The sequence below is a fragment of the Kitasatospora sp. NPDC049258 genome, from assembly GCF_040678895.1.
In the GTDB taxonomy this organism is placed as follows: domain Bacteria; phylum Actinomycetota; class Actinomycetes; order Streptomycetales; family Streptomycetaceae; genus Kitasatospora.
Genome location: NZ_JBFAQT010000008.1, coordinates 66,183 through 89,673 on the forward strand (window position 1 = coordinate 66,183; position 23,491 = coordinate 89,673).

17 protein-coding genes and 1 pseudogene are annotated in these 23,491 nt (G+C 73.0%); 11 read left to right on the forward strand and 7 right to left on the reverse strand.

What is annotated here, in order from left to right:
• The first annotated feature begins 90 nt into the window (after positions 1–90).
• From AB0K43_RS09675 to AB0K43_RS09685, 3 genes are all read left to right on the forward strand, one after another.
• The gene (locus AB0K43_RS09675) at positions 91–2,607 is read left to right on the forward strand and encodes a collagenase (RefSeq protein ID WP_363637646.1); all 2,517 of its coding nucleotides are present in this window, start codon (positions 91–93) and stop codon (positions 2,605–2,607) included.
• Positions 2,608–2,762: 155 nt separating this feature from the next.
• Positions 2,763–3,347 carry a dienelactone hydrolase family protein gene (locus AB0K43_RS09680; RefSeq protein ID WP_363637648.1) on the forward strand — a complete coding sequence of 195 codons (585 nt, stop codon included), beginning with the start codon at positions 2,763–2,765 and terminating at the stop codon, positions 3,345–3,347.
• Positions 3,348–3,353: 6 nt separating this feature from the next.
• Positions 3,354–3,764 (forward strand): DUF3052 domain-containing protein, encoded by a 411-nt coding sequence (locus AB0K43_RS09685; RefSeq protein ID WP_363637650.1) that lies wholly within the window; start codon positions 3,354–3,356, stop codon positions 3,762–3,764.
• Between the two features lie 4 nt (positions 3,765–3,768).
• Here AB0K43_RS09685 and AB0K43_RS09690 read toward each other — a convergent pair whose 3' ends face one another.
• Together AB0K43_RS09690 and AB0K43_RS09695 are read right to left on the reverse strand one after the other, a co-directional pair.
• A complete protein-coding gene (locus AB0K43_RS09690) occupies positions 3,769–4,359 on the reverse strand; it encodes a hypothetical protein (protein WP_363637652.1) in 591 nt (196 codons plus the stop codon).
• Positions 4,360–4,421: 62 nt separating this feature from the next.
• On the reverse strand, positions 4,422–5,750 hold the full coding sequence (locus AB0K43_RS09695) for a DUF2252 domain-containing protein (protein ID WP_363637654.1): 1,329 nt from the start codon (positions 5,748–5,750) through the stop codon (positions 4,422–4,424).
• 188 nt (positions 5,751–5,938) lie between these two features.
• Between AB0K43_RS09695 and dnaE the strand changes: the two genes are divergently transcribed.
• Positions 5,939–9,472 (forward strand): DNA polymerase III subunit alpha, encoded by a 3,534-nt coding sequence (gene dnaE / locus AB0K43_RS09700; RefSeq protein WP_363637656.1) that lies wholly within the window; start codon positions 5,939–5,941, stop codon positions 9,470–9,472.
• Here dnaE and AB0K43_RS09705 read toward each other — a convergent pair.
• The 5 genes from AB0K43_RS09705 to AB0K43_RS09725 form a co-directional block, all read right to left on the reverse strand.
• Positions 9,435–11,456 carry an NACHT domain-containing protein gene (locus AB0K43_RS09705; RefSeq protein ID WP_363637658.1) on the reverse strand — a complete coding sequence of 674 codons (2,022 nt, stop codon included), beginning with the start codon at positions 11,454–11,456 and terminating at the stop codon, positions 9,435–9,437. The two genes, dnaE and AB0K43_RS09705, sit on opposite strands and share 38 nt — an antisense overlap.
• A 121-nt stretch (positions 11,457–11,577) precedes the next feature.
• Positions 11,578–12,030, reverse strand: coding sequence for a type II toxin-antitoxin system PemK/MazF family toxin (locus tag AB0K43_RS09710; protein ID WP_363637660.1), 453 nt, complete (start codon positions 12,028–12,030; stop codon positions 11,578–11,580).
• 23 nt (positions 12,031–12,053) lie between these two features.
• A complete protein-coding gene (locus AB0K43_RS09715) occupies positions 12,054–14,939 on the reverse strand; it encodes an AAA family ATPase (RefSeq protein WP_363637662.1) in 2,886 nt (961 codons plus the stop codon).
• Between the two features lie 87 nt (positions 14,940–15,026).
• The gene (locus tag AB0K43_RS09720) at positions 15,027–15,440 is read right to left on the reverse strand and encodes a hypothetical protein (RefSeq protein WP_363637664.1); all 414 of its coding nucleotides are present in this window, start codon (positions 15,438–15,440) and stop codon (positions 15,027–15,029) included.
• 343 nt (positions 15,441–15,783) lie between these two features.
• Positions 15,784–16,668 (reverse strand): LysR substrate-binding domain-containing protein, encoded by an 885-nt coding sequence (locus AB0K43_RS09725; RefSeq protein ID WP_363637666.1) that lies wholly within the window; start codon positions 16,666–16,668, stop codon positions 15,784–15,786.
• Positions 16,669–16,740: 72 nt separating this feature from the next.
• On the opposite strand from AB0K43_RS09725, the gene AB0K43_RS09730 reads away from it, so the two are divergent.
• The 7 genes and pseudogenes from AB0K43_RS09730 (at position 16,741) to AB0K43_RS09760 (ending at position 23,409) form a co-directional block, all read left to right on the forward strand.
• Positions 16,741–17,631 (forward strand): dihydrodipicolinate synthase family protein, encoded by an 891-nt coding sequence (locus tag AB0K43_RS09730; RefSeq protein ID WP_363637668.1) that lies wholly within the window; start codon positions 16,741–16,743, stop codon positions 17,629–17,631.
• Positions 17,632–17,765: 134 nt separating this feature from the next.
• On the forward strand, positions 17,766–18,794 hold the full coding sequence (locus tag AB0K43_RS09735; RefSeq protein ID WP_363637670.1) for an aspartate-semialdehyde dehydrogenase: 1,029 nt from the start codon (positions 17,766–17,768) through the stop codon (positions 18,792–18,794).
• A 393-nt stretch (positions 18,795–19,187) separates the two neighbouring features.
• Positions 19,188–19,661 carry a hypothetical protein gene (locus AB0K43_RS09740; RefSeq protein ID WP_363637672.1) on the forward strand — a complete coding sequence of 158 codons (474 nt, stop codon included), beginning with the start codon at positions 19,188–19,190 and terminating at the stop codon, positions 19,659–19,661.
• Positions 19,658–20,011 carry a hypothetical protein gene (locus tag AB0K43_RS09745; protein WP_363637674.1) on the forward strand — a complete coding sequence of 118 codons (354 nt, stop codon included), beginning with the start codon at positions 19,658–19,660 and terminating at the stop codon, positions 20,009–20,011. Before AB0K43_RS09740 ends, AB0K43_RS09745 begins: the two co-directional genes overlap by 4 nt.
• 283 nt (positions 20,012–20,294) lie before the next feature.
• Positions 20,295–21,887: pseudogene (locus tag AB0K43_RS09750) on the forward strand (replication initiator).
• On the forward strand, positions 21,884–22,069 hold the full coding sequence (locus tag AB0K43_RS09755) for a helix-turn-helix domain-containing protein (protein WP_356281952.1): 186 nt from the start codon (positions 21,884–21,886) through the stop codon (positions 22,067–22,069). Before AB0K43_RS09750 ends, AB0K43_RS09755 begins: the two are co-directional and overlap by 4 nt.
• Positions 22,069–23,409, forward strand: a complete 1,341-nt coding sequence (locus tag AB0K43_RS09760) for a tyrosine-type recombinase/integrase (protein WP_363637676.1) — start codon at positions 22,069–22,071, stop codon at positions 23,407–23,409. Before AB0K43_RS09755 ends, AB0K43_RS09760 begins: the two co-directional genes overlap by 1 nt.
• Positions 23,410–23,491 lie beyond the last annotated feature (82 nt).

Genomic DNA, 23,491 nt, shown 5'->3' on the forward strand with positions numbered 1-23,491 from the left:
CCCTGGCCGCACCCCCACCCGGCCGCCCCCACCTTCCCCCCCACACGGTCGCGTCCGCACGCGGCCATCCACCGGCCCGGAGGCCCCCACGTGAGATCCTTCCGGACAGATTCGGCACGCCTGCTCACCACAGCCGTCGCCGCCTGCCTCGCCTTCGGCCTGTTCTCCCCGCAGAGCCAGGCCGCCACCCCGGGCGCGGGTCGCGCCCCCTCCTCGCCCTCGATCGGCGCCCCGCAACCCGCCACCGGCACCGCGCTGACGCAGGACCAGCACCTGGGCCGCACCGTTCCGCTGTCGGAACGCGCTCCCCGCAGCGCCTCGGTCGCCGCCGTCCGCGCCGACTACGCCCAACCGAAGGCCCTGGCCGCCCCCCGGGCGCTCGACGCCGCGGCCTGCAACGTCTCCGACTTCGCCTCGAAGACCGGCAGCGCGCTGGTCCAGCAGGTGAAGGCGGTCCCGGTCGACTGCGTCAACAGCCTCTTCGTGCTGACCGGCACCAACGCCAACGCGGTCTTCCGCGAGGCCCAGATGGTCAGCGTCGCCAACGCGCTGCGGGACGTGTCCGCGTCCTACCCCGGGAACAACACCACCTCGGCCGGGCAGCTGGTGCTCTTCCTGCGGGCCGGCTACTACGTGCAGTGGAACCACCCGACGGACGTCGGTACCTACGGCAGCTCGCTGAAGACCGCCATCCGCGCCGCCCTGGACGCCTTCTACGCCTCCGCGCACTCGGGCGACGTGACCGACGCGAACGGCGAGACCCTGGCCGAGGCCGTCACCCTGATCGACAGCTCCGGCGAGAACGCCCGCTACCTGTACGTGGTCAAGCGGCTGCTGAACGGCTACAACGCCACGTACAACAGCAGCTGGTCGATGGTCAACGCGGTCAACAACACCTACACGGTGCTCTGGCGCGGCCACCAGAACGCCGACTACCAGGCCGCCGTGCAGGCCGACCCGAGCATCACCGACACCCTGGCCGCCTTCGCCTCCGCGCACTGGGACCTGCTCGGCACCGACCGCGGGTACCTGGCCGCCAACTCCGGCCTGGAGCTGGGCCGCTTCCTCCAGTACAGCGGCCTGCTGAGCAAGGTCCGCCCGCTGATCCGGGACCTGATCGCGCGCGGCAGCATCACCGGCCCGAGCTCCGCGCTCTGGGTCAACCTGGCGGTGGCGACCGACACCTACGACAAGGCCAACTGCGCCTACTACGGCACCTGCGACCTGGGCCCGCGGCTCAAGGCGGCGGTGCTGACCATCAACTACACCTGCAGCCCGAGCATCAAGATCATCGCGCAGCAGATGAGCCAGACCGACCTGGCCGCCAGCTGCGCCAGCCTGACCAACCAGGACGCCTACTTCCACTCCCTGGTCAAGGACACCGGCCCGGTCGCCAACGACGGCAACTCCACCATCGAGGTGGTGGTCTTCCACTCCAGCAGCGACTACCAGACCTACGCCGGCCCGATCTTCGACATGGACACCAACAACGGCGGCATGTACCTGGAGGGCAACCCGGAGCAGGCCGGCAACCAGCCGCGGTTCGTCGCCTACGAGGCCGAGTGGGTCCGCCCGACGTTCCAGATCTGGAACCTCAACCACGAGTACACCCACTACCTCGACGGCCGCTACGACATGTACGGCAACTTCGACGCCGGCATGACCACCCCGACCGTCTGGTGGGTCGAGGGCCTGGCCGAGTACGTCTCCTACTCGTACCGGGGCGTGCGCTACGACGACGCGATCAACCAGGCCGGGCAGCACACCTACAGCCTGCGCACCCTCTTCGACTCCACCTACGACAACGCCGACCAGACCCGGATCTACAACTGGGGCTACCTGGCGGTCCGTTACATGGTCGAGAAGCACTGGGCGGACGTGAACACACTGCTCGCCAAGTACCGCGCCGGTGACTGGAACGGTGCCCGCACCTTCCTGACCAGCACCATCGGCACCCGGTACGACGCGGACTTCGCCGCTTGGCTGACCGCCTGCAACACCGGCGCCTGCGACCCCGGCACCCCTGCCAACCAGCCGCCGGTGGCCGCCTTCACGGCGCTGGTCAACGACCTGTCCGTCACCTTCGCCGACACCTCCACCGACCCGGACGGCACCATCGCCGCCCGCTCCTGGAACTTCGGCGACGGCACCACCTCCACCGCCGCCAACCCCAGCAAGACCTACTCCGCGGCCGGCAGCTACACCGTCACCCTGACCGTCACCGACGACAAGGGCGCCACCGCCACCCGCAGCCAGACCCTCACCGTGGCCGGGCTGCCGCTGTGCAGCGCGCCGGACGTGCGGCAGTACGACAAGAACTGCCGCCGCACCGGGGTCGCGGCCACCACCGGCAACTACAGCTACATGTTCGCCTACCTGCCCGCCGGGGTGAAGCAGCTCAAGCTCACCAGCAGCGGCGGCACCGGCGACGCCGACCTCTACTACAACGGCACCAACTGGGCCACCACCGGCTCCTACCTCAGCAAGTCCGCCACCACGGGCAACGCGGAGAAGCTGACCGTCAACACCCCGCCGGCCGGCTGGGTCTACTTCAGCCTCTACGCCAAGAGCTCCTTCAGCGGCGTGACCATGAAGGTCGAGTACTGACCGGCACCCGCCGGTAGCCGCCTCGACCTGCGGCCGCCGCCCGCCCCCTGCGAACCGGGAGGGCGGGCGGCGGTGGCCGTGCGCCCGCCGGGCGCGGGCGGGATGGGGGATCATGGAGGCGGACCCCTCCCCGCGAGCCGTAAGGAACCGACCCCGTGGCCCAGATCCTCCTGCTGCACTCCGTCTACGGGCTGCGCCCCGCCGTGCACGCCGCCGCCGACCGGCTGCGGGCGGCCGGGCACCAGGTGCACACGCCCGACCTGTTCGACGGGAAGACCTTCGAGGACGTCGAGCAGGGCATGGCGTACAAGGAGGAGGTCGGCAGTGACGAGCTGCTGCGCCGGGCCGTCACCGCCGCCGCCCCGCTGATCACCCCGGGCGGGCCGGGCCTGGTCTACGCCGGCTTCTCGCTGGGCGCCGCGCTGGCGCAGAACCTGGCGCTGGCCGACGAGCGGGCACGCGCCCTGCTGCTCCTGCACGGCACCTCCGACCTGCGGGAGGACGCGGCCACCGAGATCCCGGTCCAGCTGCACGTGGCGGAGCCGGACGCCTTCGAGAGCGAGGACTGGCTGAACGCCTGGTACCTGCTGATGACCAGGGCCGGGGCGGACGTGGAGGTGCACCGCTACCGCGGCGCGGGCCACGTCTACACCGACCCCGACCTGGCCGACTTCGACGCCGAGGCGGCGGCCCGCACCTGGGGCGTCGCGCTCGACTTCCTCGCCGAGCTGGACGGCTGAGCAGCGGTGCCGGCCGGCTACTCGGGCACCCCGCTCGCCCGGAAGCTGGGCATCCGCGCCGGTGACACCCTGCTGCTGGCCGGTGCGCCGGCCGGGTTCGAGGTGCCCGGACTGCCGGCGGACGTCCTGCTCCGGCGGGCGGTCGACCCGGGAGAGCCGTTCGACGTCGCGCTCTGGTACCCGGCGGACCGGGCCGAGCTGGCCGCCCGGCTGGCGGAGTTCCGGGCGGCGATGCGGCCGGCCGCCGGGCTCTGGGTGGCCTGGCCCAAGCGGGCCTCCCGGGTGCCGACCGACCTGACCGAGGACGTGCTGCGCGGGATCGCCCTGCCGACCGGGCTGGTGGACAACAAGGTCTGCGCCGTCGACGCCACCTGGTCGGGCCTGCGGCTGGTGATCCGCCGCGAGCTGCGCGGCTGAGACCTCAGACGCCGGGCGGCCCGGACGGCGCCGGCGGGGTGCTCGGGTAGCCGGGCGGCGGGGTGCTCGGGTAGGCGGGCGGCGCGGCGTACGGGTAGAGCGTCTGGTACGCGGCCTGGTGCTGGGCGGGCGCCGGTGCGGCCGGACGCCGGGTGGCGGCGACCACGGCGGCCACCACGACCGCGATCAGGATCGTCGCCACCACCGTCAGGTTGAGCACCAGGTTGCGCACCGGGGAGGTGAGGTTGTCGACGCCCTGGCTGACCAGCACGGTGCCGGCCCCGTAGGCGTTGACGCCCAGCAGGGCGACCGCCGCCGGCCGGGCCCAGCGGCCGCCGCTGAAGGCGCCGACCACCAGCACCACCAGCGCCACGCACAGCGCGGCGTCCTGGCCGAAGAAGCCGACCGGCGCGGCCACGTAGTGCTCGAAGGTGAAGCCGAGCGCGGTGGTGAGGTAGCCGGCGCCCGCCTGGCTGAGGTCGTAGCCGAGGATGCCGAGCTCGATGGCGAGCTGGGCGAGCAGCAGCACGGCGACGGCGATCAGACCGCCGTCCGCCGGCTGCCGGGCCGGGCCCTGCGCGGGCTGGTAGGACATGGCTCCCCCTTCGAGTGGTCGGCAGCCGACAGTAGCGCGCGCGGGGGCGGGGCGGAACGGGTTCAGAGACCGGGGATCCGCCCGTTGCGGAAGAGGTCCACGAAGATCTGGTGGTCGCCGCGGGCCCGGGCGCCGTAGGCGTGGGCGAACTCCACCAGCATGTCGACAAAGCCACTCTCGTCGGCGGCGACGGCCGCGTCGATCGCGTGCTCGGTGGAGAACGGCACCAGGGTGTGCCCGCTGGAGGACTCGTCGGCGGCCGCGTGCATGGTGGCGGTGGCCCGGCCGAGGTACTCGGTCACGGCGAGCAGGTCGGCCGGCTCGTTCAGGTCGGTCCAGTCCAGGTCGGCCGCGTACGGTGAGACCTCGGCGACCAGCTGGCCCCGGCCGTGCAGGGTGGCGTAGCCGAGCCAGGGGTCGCTGTGCGCCTGCAGGGCGCGCTGGGAGATCACCGTGCGGTGGCCCTCGTGCTCGAAGTAGCCGCGGATCGAGGGGTCGGTGACGTGCCGGGAGACCGCCGGGACCTGGCCCTGCTTCAGGTAGATGATCACGTCGTTCTCCAGGGCGTCGGTGTGCCCCTCCAGCAGCAGGTTGTACGAGGGCAGCCCGGCGCTGCCGATCCCGATGCCGCGGCGGCCGACCACGTCCTTGACCCGCAGCGCGTCCGGCCGGGTGCGGGAGGCGGGCGGCAGGGTCTCCAGGTACGTCGCGAAGGCGGCCAGCACCTCGGCCCGCTCCTGCTCGGCCAGCTCGATCGCGCCGTTGCCCTTGCGGAAGCGCCGGTCGTAGCCGTCGATCACGGTCTCCTGGTCCAGCAGCTCCACCCGGGTCTGCAGCCGGGCCCGGCGCAGGGTGTCCAGGATCGGGCCGGTGGCGGTGTCCAGGGTGTACACCGCGCCCTCCCCGGGCCGGCGGACCAGGGCGGAGATCTGGCCGCGGTAGGCGGCGGCGAAGGCCCGCACCAGCTCGGTGATGGTGGCGTCGGACAGCGCCTTGGCGTGGCCGATCAGGGCCAGGCTGGCGGCCAGCCGCTGGACGTCCCAGGTGAAGGCCCCGACGTAGGCCTCGTCGAAGTCGTTGACGTTGAAGACCAGCCGGCCCTCGGCGTTCAGGTAGGTGCCGAAGTTCTCCGCGTGCAGGTCGCCGTGGATCCACACCCGGCTGGTCCGCGGGTCGAGGAAGTGGGCCCCGTAGCCCTCGAACGGCGGCGTGGTGAGGTCCGCGTAGAAGAGCGCGGCGGTGCCGCGGTAGAAGGCGAAGGCGGAGGCGGCCATCTTGCGGAACTTCACCCGGAAGGCCGCCGGATCCTGGGCGAGCAACTCGCCGAAGGCCGAGTCGAAGACCTGGAGGATGGTCTCGGCGCGGTCGGCGGCGGTGACCTGGTCGGACATGCGGCGCATCCTTTGCAACGGTCAGGAGCCTCGGCGGGACTCCTGCGACAGGAGGCTAGAGTAGTTCCGTGAATGCGTGAGAGGTGGGTCCGGGCCGGTTGGGCGGCTCGGGCCTCTGCTGTTTCCAGCCCCTGTGACCTGCGCGTTCGCCGGCCAACCAGACCGCACCAGCCTCCGGAGGCCCCGCCTTGAGCGACCAGCCGTACGCGCACCTGCACGTCCACACCGAGTACTCGATGCTGGACGGCGCCGCCCGGCTGAAGCAGCTCTTCAAGGAGGTCGAGCGGCTCGGTCAGACCCATGTCGCGATGACCGACCACGGCAACATGTACGGCGCGGCCGAGTTCCACAAGCAGGCCACCGCGGCCGGCATCACCCCCGTGATCGGCATCGAGGCGTACGTGGCGCCCGAGTCCCGCTCCAACACCAAGCGCATCCTGTGGGGCCAGCCGCACCAGAAGCGGGACGATGTCTCCGCCTCCGGCGCCTACACCCACAAGACCATCTGGGCCCGCGACAAGCAGGGCCTGCACAACCTCTTCAAGCTGACCTCGCGCTCCTACGCCGAGGGCTGGCTGGTGAAGTGGCCCCGGATGGACAAGGAGATCATCGCCGAGCACGCGGCCGGCCTGATGGCCACCACCGGCTGCCCCTCCGGCGAGGTGCAGACCCGGCTGCGGCTCGGCCAGTTCGACGAGGCGGTCCGCTCGGCCGGCGAGTACCAGGACATCTTCGGCAGGGAGAACTACTTCCTGGAGCTGATGGACCACGGCCTCGACATCGAGACCCGGGTCCGCGACGGCCTGATCGAGATCAGCAAGAAGCTGAACATCCCGCCGGTGGTCACCAACGACTCGCACTACACCACCGAGGCCGACGCCGGCGCCCACGACCTGCTGCTGTGCGTGCAGACCGGCAAGAACCTCTCCGACCCGGACCGCTTCCGCTTCGACGGCACCGGCTACTACATCAAGTCGGCCGCCGAGATGTACGGCCTGGACACCTCCGACGCCTGGCAGGAGGGCTGCCGCAACAGCCAGCTGCTGGTCGCCGAGCGGGTCGACACCGCCGGCATGTTCGAGTTCAAGAACCTGATGCCGCGCTTCCCGATCCCGGAGGGCTTCGCGTCCGAGGCGGACTTCTTCAAAGCCAAGGTCTGGGAGGGGATGGACTGGCGCTTCCCGAACGGGTACGACGAGGAGCACAAGAAGCTCGCCGAGTACGAGATGGACACCATCATCCAGATGGGGTTCCCGGCGTACTTCCTGGTGGTCGCGGACTTCATCATGTGGGCCAAGAGCCAGGGCATCGCGGTCGGCCCCGGCCGCGGCTCGGCGGCCGGCTCGCTGGTCGCCTACGCGATGGGCATCACCGACCTCGACCCGATCCCGCACGGCCTGATCTTCGAGCGCTTCCTCAACCCCGAGCGCATCTCGATGCCCGACGTCGACATCGACTTCGACGAGCGCCGGCGCGGCGACGTGATCCGGTACGTGACGGAGAAGTGGGGCTCCGACAAGGTCGCCATGATCGTGACCTACGGCACCATCAAGGCGAAGGCCGCCATCAAGGACTCCTCCCGGGTCCTCGGCTACCCCTACGCGATGGGCGACCGGATCACCAAGGCGATGCCGCCGGACGTGATGGGCAAGGGCATCCCGCTCTCCGGCATCACCGACTCCGCGCACCCGCGCTACGGCGAGGCCGGCGAGATCCGCGGCCTGTACGAGAGCGACCCCGACGTCCGCAAGGTGATCGACACCGCCCGCGGCATCGAGGGCCTGATCCGCCAGCCGGGCGTGCACGCGGCCGGCGTCATCATGTCCGCGGAGCCGCTCACCGACCACATCCCGGTCTGGACCCGGCACACCGACGGCGTCACCATCACCCAGTTCGACTACCCCACCTGCGAGGGCCTCGGCCTTCTCAAGATGGACTTCCTCGGACTGCGCAACCTCACGATCATGGACGACGCCGTCAAGGCGATCGAGCGCAACAAGGGCATCAAGATCGAGCTGCTCGAGCTGCCGCTGGACGACCGGCCCACCTACGAACTCCTCGCCCGCGGCGACACGCTCGGCGTCTTCCAGCTCGACGGCGGCCCGATGCGCTCGCTGCTGCGGCTGATGAAGCCCGACAACTTCGAGGACATCTCCGCCGTCCTGGCGCTCTACCGGCCCGGCCCGATGGGCGTCAACTCGCACACCAACTACGCGCTGCGCAAGAACGGCCAGCAGGAGATCACCCCGATCCACCCGGAGCTGGAGAAGCCGCTGGAGGAGATCCTCAAGCCGACCTACGGCCTGATCGTCTACCAGGAGCAGGTGCAGAAGGCCGCGCAGATCCTGGCCGGCTACTCGCTCGGCCAGGCTGACCTGCTGCGCCGGGCGATGGGCAAGAAGAAGAAGGAGATCCTGGAGGCGGAGTTCGTCCCGTTCCAGAAGGGCTGCCGCGAGCGCGGTTACTCGGACGCCGCGATCCAGGCCGTCTGGGACGTCCTGGTCCCCTTCTCCGGCTACGCCTTCAACAAGGCCCACACCGCGGGCTACGGCCTGGTGTCGTACTGGACTGCGTACCTCAAGGCCAACTACCCGGCCGAGTACATGTCCGGCCTGCTCACCTCGGTCAAGGACGACAAGGACAAGTCCGCGGTCTACCTCAACGAGTGCCGCAAGATGGGCATCCAGGTGCTCCCGCCGGACGTCAACGAGTCGGACGCCGACTTCACCCCGCACGGCAACGAGCTCGTCCGGTTCGGCCTCACCGCCATCCGCAACGTCGGCGGCCCGGTGGTGGACTCGATGATCCGCACCCGCCGGGCCAAGGGGAAGTACGCCTCCTTCCCCGACTTCCTGGACAAGGTGGAGTCGGTGGTCTGCAACAAGCGGACCGTCGAATCCCTCATCAAGGCGGGCGCGTTCGACTCGCTCGGGCACACCCGCAAGGGCCTGACCGCGCAGTTCGAGCCGATGATCGACAACGTGGTCGGGGTCAAGCGCAAGGAGGCCGAGGGCCAGTTCGACCTGTTCGGCGGCGACGTGGTCTCCGACGAGCCGAGCTTCGGCCTCGACGTGGTCTTCTCCGAGGAGGAGTGGGAGAAGGCCTTCCTGCTCACCCAGGAGCGCGAGATGCTCGGCCTCTACGTCTCCTCGCACCCGCTGCACGGCATCGAGCACGTGCTCGCCGACAAGGCCGACTGCGCGGTCGCCGACCTCGCGGAGCGCCCCGACGGCGCGATCGTCACCATCGGGGGGATCATCTCCGGTCTCCAGCGCAAGATGACCAAGCAGGGCAACGCCTGGGCCATCGCCACCGTCGAGGACCTGGCCGGCTCGATCGACTGCATGTTCTTCCCCGCCAGTTACCAGCTGGTCTCCTCCCAACTGGTCGAGGACTCCGTGGTGTTCGTCCGCGGCAAGCTCGACAAGCGGGAGGACGTGCCCCGGCTGATGGGCATGGAGCTGTCCGTCCCGGACCTGTCCAACGCGCACGCCGACGCGCCGATCGTCATCTCGATCCCCAGTGCCAAGATCACCCCGCCGCTGGTCGCCCGGCTCGGCGAGGTGCTCGCCCACCACCGCGGCAAGACCGAGGTGCGGCTGCGCCTGGAGGGGGCCCGGCAGACCACCGTGCTGCGGCTGGACCGGCACCGGGTGAAGAGCGACCCGGCGCTGTTCGGCGACCTCAAGCAGTTGCTCGGGCCGAGCTGCCTGGCGGGGTGACGGGTGGGGGGCTCTGCGGTGTGGCCGGCTCGGCCTGGGGGTCCTGTGGGTTCTGTCGGTCCTGCGGCCTGGCCGGCTCGGTCGGTGGTGTGGCCGGGAGCGGCTCGGGGGTGGCGGCCAGCCAGTCCTGGAACTCGCGGTGCCTGAACTGGTAGGCGGGGCCGGTCAGCCGGAGCAGACCGGCGTCCGTCGCCCAGTCCAGGAAGGCTCCCAGCCGCAGCGGCAGGGCGCCCCGGCCGAACAGCAGGAAGGTGAGATACCGCTGCCCCACGCCGCCGACCAGGGCGAACGCGGCGAAGGCCGCCCGCGGTAGCGCCAGCAGGATGCCGTCCCGCACACCGCACAGGCCGATCAGCGGCCCGGTGAGGGCGACGCCGATCGCCGCGCCGAGGACGGCGCCGAAGACCAGGTCGCCGCCGACGAGCCGGCGGGGCCGCAGCACCGCCCCGGGCACGACGGTCAGCGAGCGCGCCAGCAGACCGGGCACCAGCACGCCCAGGAAGGCGAGCAGCGCCGCGAGCCCGCCGAAGGCCACCCAGTTGGCGGCGCCGGTGAGCAGGGCCGCGGCGAGGGCCACGGCCGTGGCCGGCCAGGACATCGACCGCACCGCGGTGCCCAGGCGCAGCGTGCGCGGCCTGGTCTCCATCGGCGGACCCCACCGGATCAGCGCCAGGACGACGGGCAGTACGGCGAGTGCCTGGCCGCTCAGCAGGCCGACCCGGTGGGTCAGCGGCAGCAGCCGGTCCGCCCCGGCGACCGCGAGGGCGGCGAGGACGACCAGCACCGAGCGGACGGCGACGATCCGGGTCGCGCCCCGGTGGCACCAGAGTTCGTGCAGCACGACGGCGGCGCGCGGCCGGGCGCCGCCGTCGAGGTGCCCGGCCAGCTGGTGCAGCCGGCGGTGCACCGCCTCGGGCCGGTTCCCGCGCCGGGGGTGCAGGGCCACGGCCGCCGGAACGAGCCGGGCCAGCAGGTGCCGGTCGAGTGCCCGGGCCGACCGGTACCGGGTCAACTCACCGGGCTCGCCCTCCTCGGCGTACACGGTGGCGACCAGGCACAGCCGCCACGGCGTGGAGAGCAGCGCGGCGAGCGGCGAGCCGGACCGGGCGGCGAGGTCGTCGAGCAGCGGTTGCCAGCGGGTGCGGTCGGTGGCCCGGGCGCGCAGGTAGGCCAGCGCGTCCTGCGGCCCGACCGGGTCGACGGTGATCCGGGCGGCGTCCAGCAGGCGGCTGTCGCGCCCGTCGCCCGGCCCGCCGCTGTGGCCGCAGTCCTGGCCGCCGTCCTGGCCGGATGGCCCGCCGCCCCGTCCGAGCGCCTCGTAGGCGTCGGTGCGGACGGTCAGGACGACGGCCCCGGGGTGCCGTCCGGCCTGGTACGCGTTGAGCAGCCGCAGGGCCGCGCGGGCGCGGGGGGCGGCCCGGTCGGGCCGGCCGTCCGCCCGGGGCGGATCCATCTCGTCCAGACCGTCCAGGACCGGCAGCACCAGGCCGTGCCGGACCAGCGCACGGGCCATCCGCCGGGGCCAGGCGTACGAGCGGGTGAGCTCCTCGGTGAGGTACGTCGTCAACGGGACCCGGGTGTCCCAGCCGGCCAGCTGCAGGCGGACCGGGACGGGGTCGTCGGGCCCCCGGCCGTCGATCAGGGCGAGCATCAGTTCCAGGGCCAGCACGCTCTTCCCGGCCCCGGCGGCTCCGGTGATCACCAGTCGGCGCGGTTCCAGCGCCCGGAAGTAGCCGAGGACGCCGGCCGGCCCCTGCGGCGACCCGAGCAGCCGGCCGCCCTCCGCGGAGTTCCGGGCCTCTCGGCCGGCGGCGGCGGTCCGGGTGTAGCCGAGGTCGATCCGTTCGGTGTCGTCGCCCAGCAGCCGCCGCCACTCGCCCTGTTCGAGCCGCTCGACCTGGTGGGCGAGGGCCTGCGCCCAGCGCTGCTCGCGGCTCGGGGCCAGCAGGACCGTCCCGGCCTGGACGACCTGGCCGTGGAACACACCGCCGAGGATGACGTTCCGGTGGGCCGCCGGCCGGGCCGGTGCCGGGCCCGGCCGGCGGGGTGTCCGCGGTGCCATCCGACTCCCCCCGGGCCGTGGTCGAGGGGGACAGCCTACGGCGTCAGCTCCAGCGGTAACGGCGCTTCAGGTTGTCGACGACCAGGTTGAACCGGGCCCGGTCCAGTGCGCAGGCCTCGCGGCGCATGCCGCCGTCGAAGACCCGCATCACCCGGTCCAGGGCCACCCAGGAGTCCCGGCCGGACTTGTCCCACGGGCCGGCGCCGATCGGCACCCAGTCGGCGTCGTGCGCGTGGCCCTTGCTGGAGAGCATCACGGCGAGCAGCGAGCCGCCGGCCTCCCGGGCCACCACCAGCACCGGGCGGTCCTTGCCGCGCCCGTCGCGCTCCTCGTACGGCACCCAGGTCCAGACGATCTCGCCCGGGTCCGGGTCGCCGTCGTGGTTCGGTGCGTACTCGGTGCGCACGGCGCCGACCTGGTAGGCCTCCACCTCCACGGTGGCGTCGGGGCCGAACCGGCCCGGGGCGTCGTCCTGCTGCTCTGTCCACTGGGTCATGGGGGACAGGCTAGTGGAGCGTCTCAGGGCCGCGGCCCCAGGGCCGTCCTGACCTCGCGGCGGGTGGGCACCCGGAGTTTGCGCAGCACCTTGGCCACGTGCTGCTCCACCGTGCGCGGGGAGAGGAACAGCACCTGGGCGATCTCCCGGTTGGTGCGCCCGGAGGCCAGCAGCCGGGCCACCTCCAGCTCGCGGGGCGTCAACTCCTCGCCGTAGCCGCGCCGGGCGTGCGCCCGCGGGTCGCCGATGCCCTGCTCGCGGAGCACCATCGCACAGCGCGAGCTGTCGGCGACCGCGCCGAGCCGCTCGTACTCCTCGGCGGCCTCCACCAGCCCGGGGGTGGCCGGTCGCTGACCGGCCGCGAGCCGGGCCAGTGCGGCCAGTTCGGTGGCCCGGGCGCGGGCGTACCGGCGGCCGATCCGGCCGTGCACGGCGGCCGCGCGCTGGTAGTGCTCGGCGGCGGCCGCCGGGTCCTGGTCCACCGCCAGGTGCCCGAGAGCGAGTTCGACGCCGGCGGCGACGGCCGGTGCCGGGTGCTCGGCGCAGGCCCGGGCGAACTCCTCGGCCAGCCGCCGGGCCTCGTCGGGATGCCCGGCCGTCAGGGCGGCGAGCACGGCCTCGGGGACGAGCTCGCAGCCCCAGGCCCAGACCGCCTTGGTGCGGTAGAGCTCAAGCACCGGGCCGAGCGCGTGCCAGGCCTGCTCGGCGTTGCCGTTGCCGAGGGCGAGCCTGGTGGCCAGCGCGTGAGTGTCGAAGAACGGCATCGGGTCGGGGCCGTGGCCGCCGGTCAGCACCGGCTTCAGGGTGGCCGCGGCCTCGTCGAACTCGCCGTGCAGCGCGTGCAGATGGGCCAGTACCAGGAGCACGTCGGTGCGCAGGGCGGGCATCTCGGAGATCTCGCCGAGCAGCGCCCGGGCGCGCGCCTCCAGGCCGTCGAGGCGGGCGGTGTGCCAGTCCAGGACCAGGGTCATCGCCCGGCCGACGCCCTGCATGAAGTCCATCCCGGTGGCCTCGGCCAGATCCAGGCCCTCGTCCAGGTAGCGCCGGGCCTGCTCGTTCAGGCCCCAGCCGACCGCGCCGCTCGCCGCGTTGCACAACGCCCGTGCGGTCTGCCGGAGTTCGGCCTGGTCCCGGGTGCTGCGGGGCAGCTCGGCGAGCAGCTCCCAGGCGGTCGGGTCGCCGACGCAGGCCAGCCAGGTGACCCGGCTGGCGAGCACCCCGGTCCGGGCGACCGGATCGCCGCTGAGCCGGGCGGCCCGCTCGGCGCGGTCCAGCCAGCGGGCCTGCTGGGTGGCGTGGACGGCCAGGATCGGCGCCGCGAGGGCGCCCATCGCACGCGCGGCGAGATCCGGCCGCTCGCGCAACTCCGCTACACAGCGCTCCAGTTCGCGAAAGCCGGCCTCGGTGTCGCCCTCCTGGTTGAGCAGCAGCAGGCCGAGCGAGAGCCGTACCTCGCCCCTGGTCACCACCGCCAGGTCGGCCGTGGTGACGATCCGCCGCAGCACCCCGAGCACCTGCTGGTGGTCGAGGGTGTTCACCGACACCCGGGCCAGCGACAGCGCCGCCCGGGAGCGGTGCTCGGGCGGCAGCGAGGGCTCGGCCAGCAGCTGGTGCAGCAGCTCGGTGGCGGCGGCGAAGTCGCCCGCGGCGACGGCCTGTTCGACCGCGGCCTCGGCCTCCTCGCGCCAGCCGGTCAGATCGCCGGCGGCCCGCAGGTGCCGGGCCAGCTCCGCGGCCGCGACCGGCTCCACGGCCAGCAGCGCCTGGGCGGCGGCCAGGTGCGCGCGGCGGCGTTCGGGGCCGGGGACGGCGAGGTGGACCGCCTCCTGGACGAGCGGGTACGGCAGCCCGTACCGGCAGTCCGGCCCCTCGACGAGCCGGCCGCTGCCCAGTGCCTCCAGCAGGGCGGCCCCGGCGGCCCCGGGTGCCAGCCCGGCCACCGTGGCCAGCAGCTCCTGGTCGGCCGGCCGCCCGACCACGGCGCAGGCCGTGACCAGTGCCCGTGCCTCGGCGGAGTCGGTCTCCACCGGGTGCACCAGGGTGGCGGCGGCCCGGCGGGCGGCCTGCTCGACGGGCCGCTCGCCGCTCACGCCGTCGAGCCGGTCGAGCAGTTGGACCAGCAGGTAGGGCGCTCCGCCGCTCCAGCGGTGCAGCTCGGCCACGACCGGGGCCGGCCGGCCGCCGCTGGCCTGGGCGACCTGCTCCTCGTCCAGCGGTGCCAGCGTCAGCTCGCCGCCGCCGACGCCGGGCGGCCGGTGCGGGGCGGCGGCGGTGCGGACCCCGCAGGGGCGTTCGGCCAGCAGCAGTCCGAGGGTCGGCACCGGGTCCAGGGTGAGCGCCCGCAGCAGCTCCAGGCTGTCCGGGTCGGCCCACTGCAGGCCGTCGACCAGCAGCACGGTCGGCCCGAGAGCGGCCAGCACGGCCCGGACGGCCCGGAAGACGCGGTGCCTGGCCAGGTCGGGATCGGTGCTGGGCGCGGGGGGCGGCGGCAGGAACGGCGCCGCCTCGGGCAGCAGTTCGGCCAGTGCGCCGGTGATCGGGTCCAGTTCCGCGGGCAGCTCGGGGCCGACCGTGCGCAGCAGCTCCGCCACGGCGCCGAACGGGAACGGCCGCGCCAGCGGCGGGCAGCGGGTGCCCAGCACGCGCAGCCCGTCCGCGCGCAGCCGTACGGCGGCCTGCTCGACCAGCAGCGTCTTGCCGAGGCCCGCCGGGGCGCTCACCCGCACCACCGCGGGCAGCCGGCGCAGGCCGGCCAGGATCGCGGCGAGCTCCTGCTCCCGGCCGACCATCGGCCGGTCCGCCGCCGGGGCGTGCACCGGCTGGGCGTGCGCTCGCTGGGCATCCGCTCGCAGGGCGTCTGCTCCCGGGGCCGCGTCGAGGCGGGCCACCGGGCGTCTGGCTGTGTCCACTCCGGTCTCCCCGGGACGCGCGGCCTGGCTGGGCGTCAACCGACGCTCGGCGTCAGCCGGTGCAGGGCTCGGGCCGATGCTCCGGCGTCAACCGTTCCCACCGTAGTGGGCCCGAGGCGCGGGCACCGCGCCGGCCGGGACCGGGCGGCCGGGCGCGGGGTGCCGTCCGGTGCGGTCGTACGGCAGTTGGAGCACGGAGGCGCCGAGCACCGAGAGGCGGTGGCAGACCTTCGCCGCGCGCACGTCGTCCAGGTGGAAGACGAACGGGCCGGGTACCAGCACGATGCTGAAGGTGTTGCGCTCGACCGCCGTCAGCAGCTCCAGCAGGCGGGGCTTCGGGCCGCCGGAGGACTCGCCGTTGTCGATGAACCAGACCGGGTCGGCCAGGCCGAGCTCACGGGCCCACTTCTCCATGGCGTGCCGGTGCACCGGCATCTCCCAGGTGTCGAACGGGACGCATCTGAGATAGGCGGCGCAGGAGCGCCGGGAGCCGCTGAGCACGTAGACCTCCTGTCCGGCGAAGAGCCGGTGTCGGGGCGGTCACCGTCGACCACCCGTCTCGACCGGCAGACCCCGGGACGTCCCGTCAGGTGGACGTCCCGGGGCCGGCCGGCCGTCCCCTCGGACCGCGTACCCGCCGGTAGCGGGACGCCCCCGAGGTGAGTACACCGGTCGTACGGGTGAGCGGACAAGCACTACGTAGCGGGCTAGGTAGGACGCTCCCCGGGGGCCGGGGCTACCTAGGGGTACGGTGCCCACGCGGTCACCCGCTGTCGCGGCCGGGCGCGGGGGTGGGGTCGGGCGCGGGGTCGGGCGCCGCTCGCCGGCTCCCGGTGGCGGGGGCTCAGGCGCCGCCGGTCAGCCCCGGCGGGAGCGCCTCGCGCAGCGCGGTGGTGAACGCGGCCACCGCCGGGTGGGCGCCGGCACCGGCCCGGAAGGCGACCCGGGTGCGGCGGTACATCGGGAGCCGGCTGAGGGTGACCGCCGGGTGCGCGGCGGTCCCCAGCTGGGGGATCAGCGCGACCCCCTGGCCGACCCCCACCAGGGCCAGCGCGGTGGCGAAGTCGTCCACCCGGTGCCGGATCTGCGGGGTGAACCCGGCCTGCTGGCAGGCCCGCACCGCCATGGTGTGGCAGAGCGTGCCCGGTGGCGAGACGATCCACGGCGAGTGCCGGAAGTCCGCGAGCGTGCCGGCGGTCGGCGCCGCCAGGTACATCGGCTCGGTGAAGATCGCCCCCGTGGTGGCCAGCCCCGGCTCCGGCTCGGCCGGCACCAGGTCGTACGCGTGCACCAGCGCCACGTCCAGCTCCCCGGCCCGCAGCTGCGCCGCCACCCCGGCCGGGTCGACCTCGGTCACCATCGGCTCCAGCGCCGGATGCCGGCTCATCAGCACCGCGAGCGCCCCGGGCACGATCGCGCGGGCGGCGGACGGGAAGGTGCCGATCCGCAGCGGCCCGGCCAGCCCCTGCCGGGCGCCCGCCAGCTCGGCGGTGGCCTGCTCCAGCCGCTCCAGCACCGCCTCGGTGTGCCGCACCAGCTTGCGCCCGGCCGGCGTCAGCGCGACCCGCCGCCCGGTGCGCTCCAGCAGCGGCACCCCGGCCTCCCGCTCCAGCACCGAGAGCTGCTGGGACACGGCCGAGGCACTGAACGAGAGCGCCTCGGCGACGGCCGCGATGGTGCCGCGGTGGGACAGTTCGCGCAGCAGCCGCAGGCGGCGGAGATCGAGCATCGGCTCAGCTTACGAGAAGCCTCATGAATATGAACTGGACCCGCACGATCACGGCGGGGCAGGCTCGTGCGCATGGAACCTCTCCGCTCGGCACTCCACGGCATCCACGTCCCCCTGGTCACCCCGTTCGCGGCGGACGGCGCCGTCGCCCTGGCCGCGCTGGCGCGGCTGGCCGACGACCTGCTGGCCGCCGGCGCGGCCGGCCTGGTCGCGCTCGGCACCACCGGCGAGCCGGCCACCCTGAGCGCCGCCGAGAAGCAGGCCGTGGTCGAGGTGGCGGGCGCCGCCTGCCGGGCGCACGGCGCGGTCCTCACGGTCGGCGCGGGCAGCGCCGACACCCTGGGCAGCGTCTCGGCGCTGGCCGAACTGGCGGGCGTCGCCGATGCCGCGCTGGTGACCGTGCCCGCCTTCCTGCGGCCGGGGGAGGCCGGCGTGCTCGCGCACTTCGCGTACCTGGCCGAACGCAGCCCCGTCCCGCTGATCGCGTACCACATCCCGTACCGCACCGGGCAGGCGCTGGGTGCGGCGACGCTGCGGGCGATCGGTGCGCTGCCCGGGGTGGCGGGGATGAAGCTGGCCGCCGGGGCGGTGGACGCCGACACCGTCGAGCTGCTGGCCGACCTGCCGCCCGGCTTCGCCGTGCTGGCCGGGGACGACCTGGTGCTGTCTCCGCTGCTGGCGATCGGCGCGGCCGGCGGGATCCTGGCATCGGCGCACCTGGCGACCGAGCACTTCGTCGAGCTGGACACCGCCTGGCGGCGCGGGGACGCGGCGACGGCGCGCGAGCTCGGGCACCGGCTGGCCGGGCTCTCGAAGGCGGTCTTCGCCGAGCCGAACCCGGCCGTCGTCAAGGGCGTGCTGCACGCCCAGGGGCGGATCCCCACCCCCGACGTCCGGCTGCCGCTGCTGCCCGCAGGCGAGGCCTCGGTGGCGGCGGCGCTGGCCGCGCTGGAGAAGCTGTAGGCCGAACGCTCCGGCTCACAGCGTGGGACGACCCGCCGCCGACCGGCGGTGACAAGGCATGATGGGCAGGGTGCGGCGGTGATCAAGCGCAACCTGATCGACCTGATCGAGCACGAAAGCGGAGGAGCAGTCGGATGAGGATCGGCATCGTAGGGGCGACCGGCCAGGTCGGCGGAGTGGTCCGCAGCATTCTGGCGGAGCGCGAGTTCCCGGTGGAGCAGCTGCGGCTGTTCGCCTCGGCCCGTTCGGCCGGGCGGACGCTGCCGTGGGGCGGCACCGAGATCACCATCGAGGACGCGGCCACGGCCGACTACAGCGGCCTGGACATCGTGATCTTCTCGGCCGGCGGCTCCACCTCCAAGGCGCTCGCCCCCAAGGTCGCCGCGGCCGGCGCCGTGGTGATCGACAACTCCTCCGCCTGGCGCCGCGACCCCGAGGTCCCGCTGGTGGTCGCCGAGGTCAACCCGGACGCGATCGGGGAGCGCCCGAAGGGCATCATCGCCAACCCGAACTGCACCACCATGGCGGCCATGCCGGTGCTGCGCCCGCTGCACGAGGAGGCCGGCCTCCAGGCCCTGGTGGTCGCCACCTACCAGGCGGTCAGCGGCAGCGGCCTGGCCGGGGTGTCCGAGCTGCACGACCAGGCGCGCAAGGTGGTCGACGGCGCGGCCGCGCTGACCCACGACGGCTCCGCGGTGGAGTACCCGGCGCCCAACGTGTACCGGCGGCCGATCGCCTTCAACGTGATCCCGCTGGCGGGCTCGGTGGTCGAGGACGGCTCCAACGAGACCGACGAGGAGCAGAAGCTCCGGCACGAGAGCCGCAAGATCCTCGGCATCCCGGAGCTCAAGGTCGCCGGCACCTGCGTCCGGGTGCCGGTCTTCTCCGGCCACTCGCTCCAGATCAACGCCCGCTTCGCCCGGCCGATCACCCCGCAGCGCGCCGCCGAACTCCTCGCGGACGCCCCGGGCGTGGAGCTCTCCGACATCCCCACCCCGCTCCAGGCCGCCGGCCAGGACCCCACCTACGTCGGGCGGATCCGCAGCGACGAGACGGTCGAGCACGGCCTGTCGCTCTTCCTCTCCAACGACAACCTCCGCAAGGGCGCGGCCCTCAACGCCGTCCAGCTCGCCGAGCTGGTCGCGGCCGAACTCAAGGGCTGACCCTCCGGTAGCCCCGAGGCTCCGTCCCACGCACGGCGTGGGGCGGAGCTTCCGCGGTCCTCGCTGACGGTGCCGTCCACCACTGCCGTCCAAATGCGCGCAGCGGCTCCACCGGGACGAATCCAGTGGGGCCGCGATGATCTACCTCATTGACAGTTGCACTGACTGTGATCTCGAGCAGCGCCCGTAGGTGGCTCCCTCCGGCTGCGTTTTCGCAGGTGAGTGGCAATCCACCCGATCCGCCGGCGTCCATGGAAGTGCCCTGTCGTCCGACCCTGTCGCCGTCACCGGTGCCGTCACCGGTGCCGTTGGAGGTGCAGAGCAGTAGGCGTGGGCCGCAGCAGGCGGCAATCACCTACCCGCAGGGCCAACATCCGAGCTACTGTGGATGTCATGACTGCGGCCTACGAGGACGTGCCCTTCAGCGAGCTTCTCCACCATCCCGCCGCGACCACACGCAGGCTGGACGCTGTCCGCGCGCTGCGGCTGCGGCGACGCGACGCGGGAGACCTCGCCCTGATGCGCGTCGACCAGATGGAGCGGGACGCATCAGTCGTCGACTTCACCTCCCGTCTGCTGGCCGGGCTGGTGCGAACCGAGAACATCGCGGCCCTGCGCCAGGCGCTGCCCGAGGCGCTGCCATGGAGCACCTTCCTGCCCGCCGAGGACGTCGACACCCTGCTCTCCGAGCTGGTGGACACGGCTCGCGGTGCGGTGGCCCTGGACAACCTCGCCCCGATCGCTCTCCTGCTCACCCAGTGGCGGCACAGCGCCGAGATCTACGCAGACCCCGCCTTGCTCGCCATCCTCACCCGCGAGCCTGACGGCGACCTCGGACCAGTCCCCATGCCCGAGGCAGCGGAGTGAGCCCGAAGCGCGGAGACCGGGCCGCGCCGCCCCCCACCGGCGACGAGTACGACCTCCGATTCGCCAACACCGAGGCCGCCGACGGCTGGGAACACCTCGGCCGCCAGGCACCGGGAAACCTGCGCCGCGCCTTCGAGAAGATCCGCGCCACTCCCCGCGCCGCCGACAACCCCGACCGCCAGCACCGCCTCAAGGGCAAGCTCGGCACCAACACCTTCAAGGGCCAGGAACTGGAACGCTGGCAGTACGAGGTCACCGGCGGCGGACGCATCTGGTACCTGCTCGACGACGCCAACCGCACTGCCTGGATCACCTACGCTGGCACCGGCCATCCCAAGGTCACGGACTGAGCTTCTCCAAGGGCGCCGCTTCGAACCCCTCACCGCCGACGAAGCCCGCACCTTGCTCGCCGTCGCGCAGGGCCACCGCCTGCACGGGCTGTTCGAGCTCGGCCTCCGCACCGGACTCCGCAAGGGTGAACTCCTCTGCCTGCGCCGGGAGGACCTCGACGCCGGCACCGCGAGCATCCGCCGCACCCTCCAGCGCACCCGCACCGGCGGCCTCACCACCCTGCTGGCCCCCGCAACCACGTCCGCTCCCAACGGGGCGTTCGCCGCATCGACGCACGCCGGGATGGCCGACGCGTCCGCGAACTGTGGCTCGGCTCTTGAACGTCGGGCGCGGCTGACGGCCCGGGTGGCCAAGCTCGCCGCCGCCGGTTACTTCGCGCCCCTGGCACGGCAGATCGGCTCGCTGGGCGGCTGCGCCCGCCCGATCCGCCTGACCGGACACCGCACCCGCCTGGACACCGCCACCGGCCAGATCCTCGACCACCTCGAAAGCCGCCACCTGCCCGCCGGCGAACTCCTGGTGCGCTGCGGCAACCGCCGCACCACCCGCTGCCCCGCCTGCTCCACCCTCTACCGCTACGACACCTACCAGCTCATCGCCGCCGGACTACGCGGCGGCAAGACCGTCCCCACCAGCGTCTCCACCCACCCCCGCGTCTTCGCCACCCTCACCGCCCCCGGCTTCGGCCCCGTCCACAACCAACCCGGCACCGCCCCCTGCACCTGCGGTACCCGCCACGCCGACGGCGACCCGCTCCTCGGCACGCCGCTGACCCCGCAGCGGTACGACTACACCGGCGCGGTCCTGTGGAACGCCCCCGCCCCCGCCCTGTGAGCCCGCTTCACCACCCACCTGCGCCGCGAGATCGCCAAGGCCGCCGGACTGACCCAGCGCACCCTGCGCCACCACGCCACGCTCTCCTACGCCAAGGTCGCCGAATACCAAAAGCGCGGCCAGATCCACTTCCACACCGTCATCCGCATCGACGGACCCACCGGCCCCAACAGCACCCCACCCACCTGGGCCACCACCCAGCTCCTCGACCACGCCATCCGTGCAGCCGCGAACCGCACTCGCGTCCAACACCAACACCCCTCCCGGGCTGGGGAGACCGACCCGGCACAGTCGGCAGAGCCCATGGTGTTTCGCCTCGGGCGGCAGATCGACGTCCGCGCGATCCGCAGTACCGACTTCACCGGCGATGTCCCCGTCACCGACCGCCACGTCGCCGCCTACATCGCCAAGTACGCCACCAAGGGCGCCGAGACCACCACTGGCACCCTCGACCGCCGACTCCGCTTCCTCGCCGAACTCGCCCAGCACGACCTCACCGACCACGCCCGCCGCATGATCCACACCGCATGGCACCTTGGTGCCCGGCCCGAGTATGCCCACCTGCGTCTGCGCCAGTGGGCCCACATGCTCGGCTTCCGAGGCCACTTCTCCACCCGCACCCGCCACTACTCCACCACCCTCACCCACCCCCGAGCCGAACGCACCACCTGGCGCACCCGCCAAGACGACGCCCAGGAGCGAGCTGGCGAGGGGCGGTCGGTCACTGACCAGCAGAGTGACCGCAGTGACCGCGCTGACCTGACCGCCGGTCACACCGACCCCGACTCCGGTCACCGCGCCAGTCAGCGCACAAAGAGCGGGCGGCGCGTCGGCACGGACACGACCCTGGTGATCTCGCACTGGCAGTACACCGGAAGCGGCCTCCTGCCCGAACTCGCCCACCTCGCCGACCTCCTGGCCGCCGCACCGAAGCCCCGACCCGAGCAAGCAGCCCGCCCCCGGCAGGCGCAACGCCCCGGTGACCGGACCGGCCACTCCGCCGACCCGCTGACCGCCACCCCGGCGGAGGTGACCGAGTGACCGCCGACGCCGAGCTCCTGACCGTCCCCGAGGTCATGGCGCGCCTGAAGATCAGCCGCTCCACCGTCTACGACCTCATCCGCACCCGACAGCTCGCCTCCATCACCATCGGCCGCGCCCGCCGCATCCCCACCCACGCCCTGACCGCCCTCGTCCACCACCAACTCGAACAGGCAGCCTGATGACCACCTCCGACACCAACCCCGCCCCCAGCACCAGTTCTCGCAGGGCCCGCGCCAACGGCGACGGCACCGTCTACCAGCGCAAGGATGGCCGCTGGGAAGCCGCCAGCTACGTGCTGGCCGTCGGCGACACCCGCAAGCGCGTCCGCGTCTACGGCACTACCCGCAAGGACGCCCTCGCCAAGCTCACCGAGAAGACCGCCGCCAGCAACCGTGGCGTCCCCGTGGTCTCCGCCCAGGGCAGCCTCGGGGCGTACCTGACGTACTGGCTGGAGAACGTCGCCGTCCATCAGCTCCGCGAGAACACCCACACCCGCTACGCCGCCGTCGTGCACCAGTACCTCATCCCGGGGCTGGGCCGGAAGAAGATCGCCAAGCTTGCCGCCAAGGACGTCCGGACGTGGCTGAACGAGCTGCGGACCGTCTGCCAATGCTGCGCACGCGGCATCGACGCCCGCCGCAAGCCCGACGCGCAGACCGGCCGCCGCCCGCGCTGCTGCGCGCTCGGGAAATGCTGCGGCAAGCACCTCTCCCCGCTGACGCTCGCCTACCTCCACTCGGTGCTCAAATCCGCGCTGGAGCACGCCGTACGCGAGGAGGAGATCCCCCGCAACGTCGCCCGGAACGTCCGCACCGGCACACCCCGCCCCCGCCGCTTCAACCCCCTGACCGCCGAGGAAGCCCGGGAGTTCCTCGCCGCAGCCCAGGGCCACCGGCTCGCCGCCCTGTTCGAACTCGCTCTCCGCACCGGGCTCCGCAAGGGCGAACTCCTGGGCCTGCACTGGGAAGACCTCGATCTCGACAGTGGCACCGCCAGCATCCGCCGCACCCTCCAGCGCACCCGTACCCGTGGCCTCACCACCCTGCCGACCAAGACGATCAGCTCGGAACGCCGCATCGCCCTCCCGGCCGCCTGCGTCGCCTCACTCCGCCAGCACCGTGACCGACAAGCCCACGAGAAGCGACAGGCCAGTGCTGAGTGGGTGGACAACGGCCTCGTCTTCACCCGTCCGAATGGCCACCCGATCGAACCCGCCACCCTCACACGGCACTTCAACGCGCTGCTCCGTCACTCCCGCCTGCGGGCGATCCGGTTCCACGACCTGCGGCACTCGACCGCGACCCTGCTTCTGGAACAGGGGGTCGAACTGGTCGTGATCAAGGAGCTGTTGGGCCATGCCCACATCGGGGTGACCGCGACGGTGTACGCCCACGTCCGACTCCGCCTCCAGCGCCAGGCTATCGACACTCTGAGCTATGCCCTCCGCAACCCCGCGGACGACACCGCCGAGCCCGACGACGGCGACGATCCGCCACGTTGTGCAGCACCCGTCCGCTGACGTTGCCGTCAACTACTGCCGTCAGACACCGCAGCGGCCCCACCGGAATCGATCCGGTGGGGCCGCTTCATAAGCCACGGAA

Bases quoted from the DNA above. Each gene is read 5' to 3' on its own strand.
- AB0K43_RS09760 (WP_363637676.1), top strand. From the start codon at position 22,069: ATGACCACCTCCGACACCAACCCCGCCCCCAGCACCAGTTCTCGCAGG.
- AB0K43_RS09730 (WP_363637668.1), top strand. From the start codon at position 16,741: ATGGAACCTCTCCGCTCGGCACTCCACGGCATCCACGTCCCCCTGGTC.
- AB0K43_RS09740 (WP_363637672.1), top strand. From the start codon at position 19,188: ATGACTGCGGCCTACGAGGACGTGCCCTTCAGCGAGCTTCTCCACCAT.
- AB0K43_RS09735 (WP_363637670.1), top strand. From the start codon at position 17,766: ATGAGGATCGGCATCGTAGGGGCGACCGGCCAGGTCGGCGGAGTGGTC.
- AB0K43_RS09690 (WP_363637652.1), bottom strand. From the start codon at position 4,359: ATGTCCTACCAGCCCGCGCAGGGCCCGGCCCGGCAGCCGGCGGACGGC.
- AB0K43_RS09725 (WP_363637666.1), bottom strand. From the start codon at position 16,668: ATGCTCGATCTCCGCCGCCTGCGGCTGCTGCGCGAACTGTCCCACCGC.
- AB0K43_RS09695 (WP_363637654.1), bottom strand. From the start codon at position 5,750: ATGTCCGACCAGGTCACCGCCGCCGACCGCGCCGAGACCATCCTCCAG.
- AB0K43_RS09710 (WP_363637660.1), bottom strand. From the start codon at position 12,030: ATGACCCAGTGGACAGAGCAGCAGGACGACGCCCCGGGCCGGTTCGGC.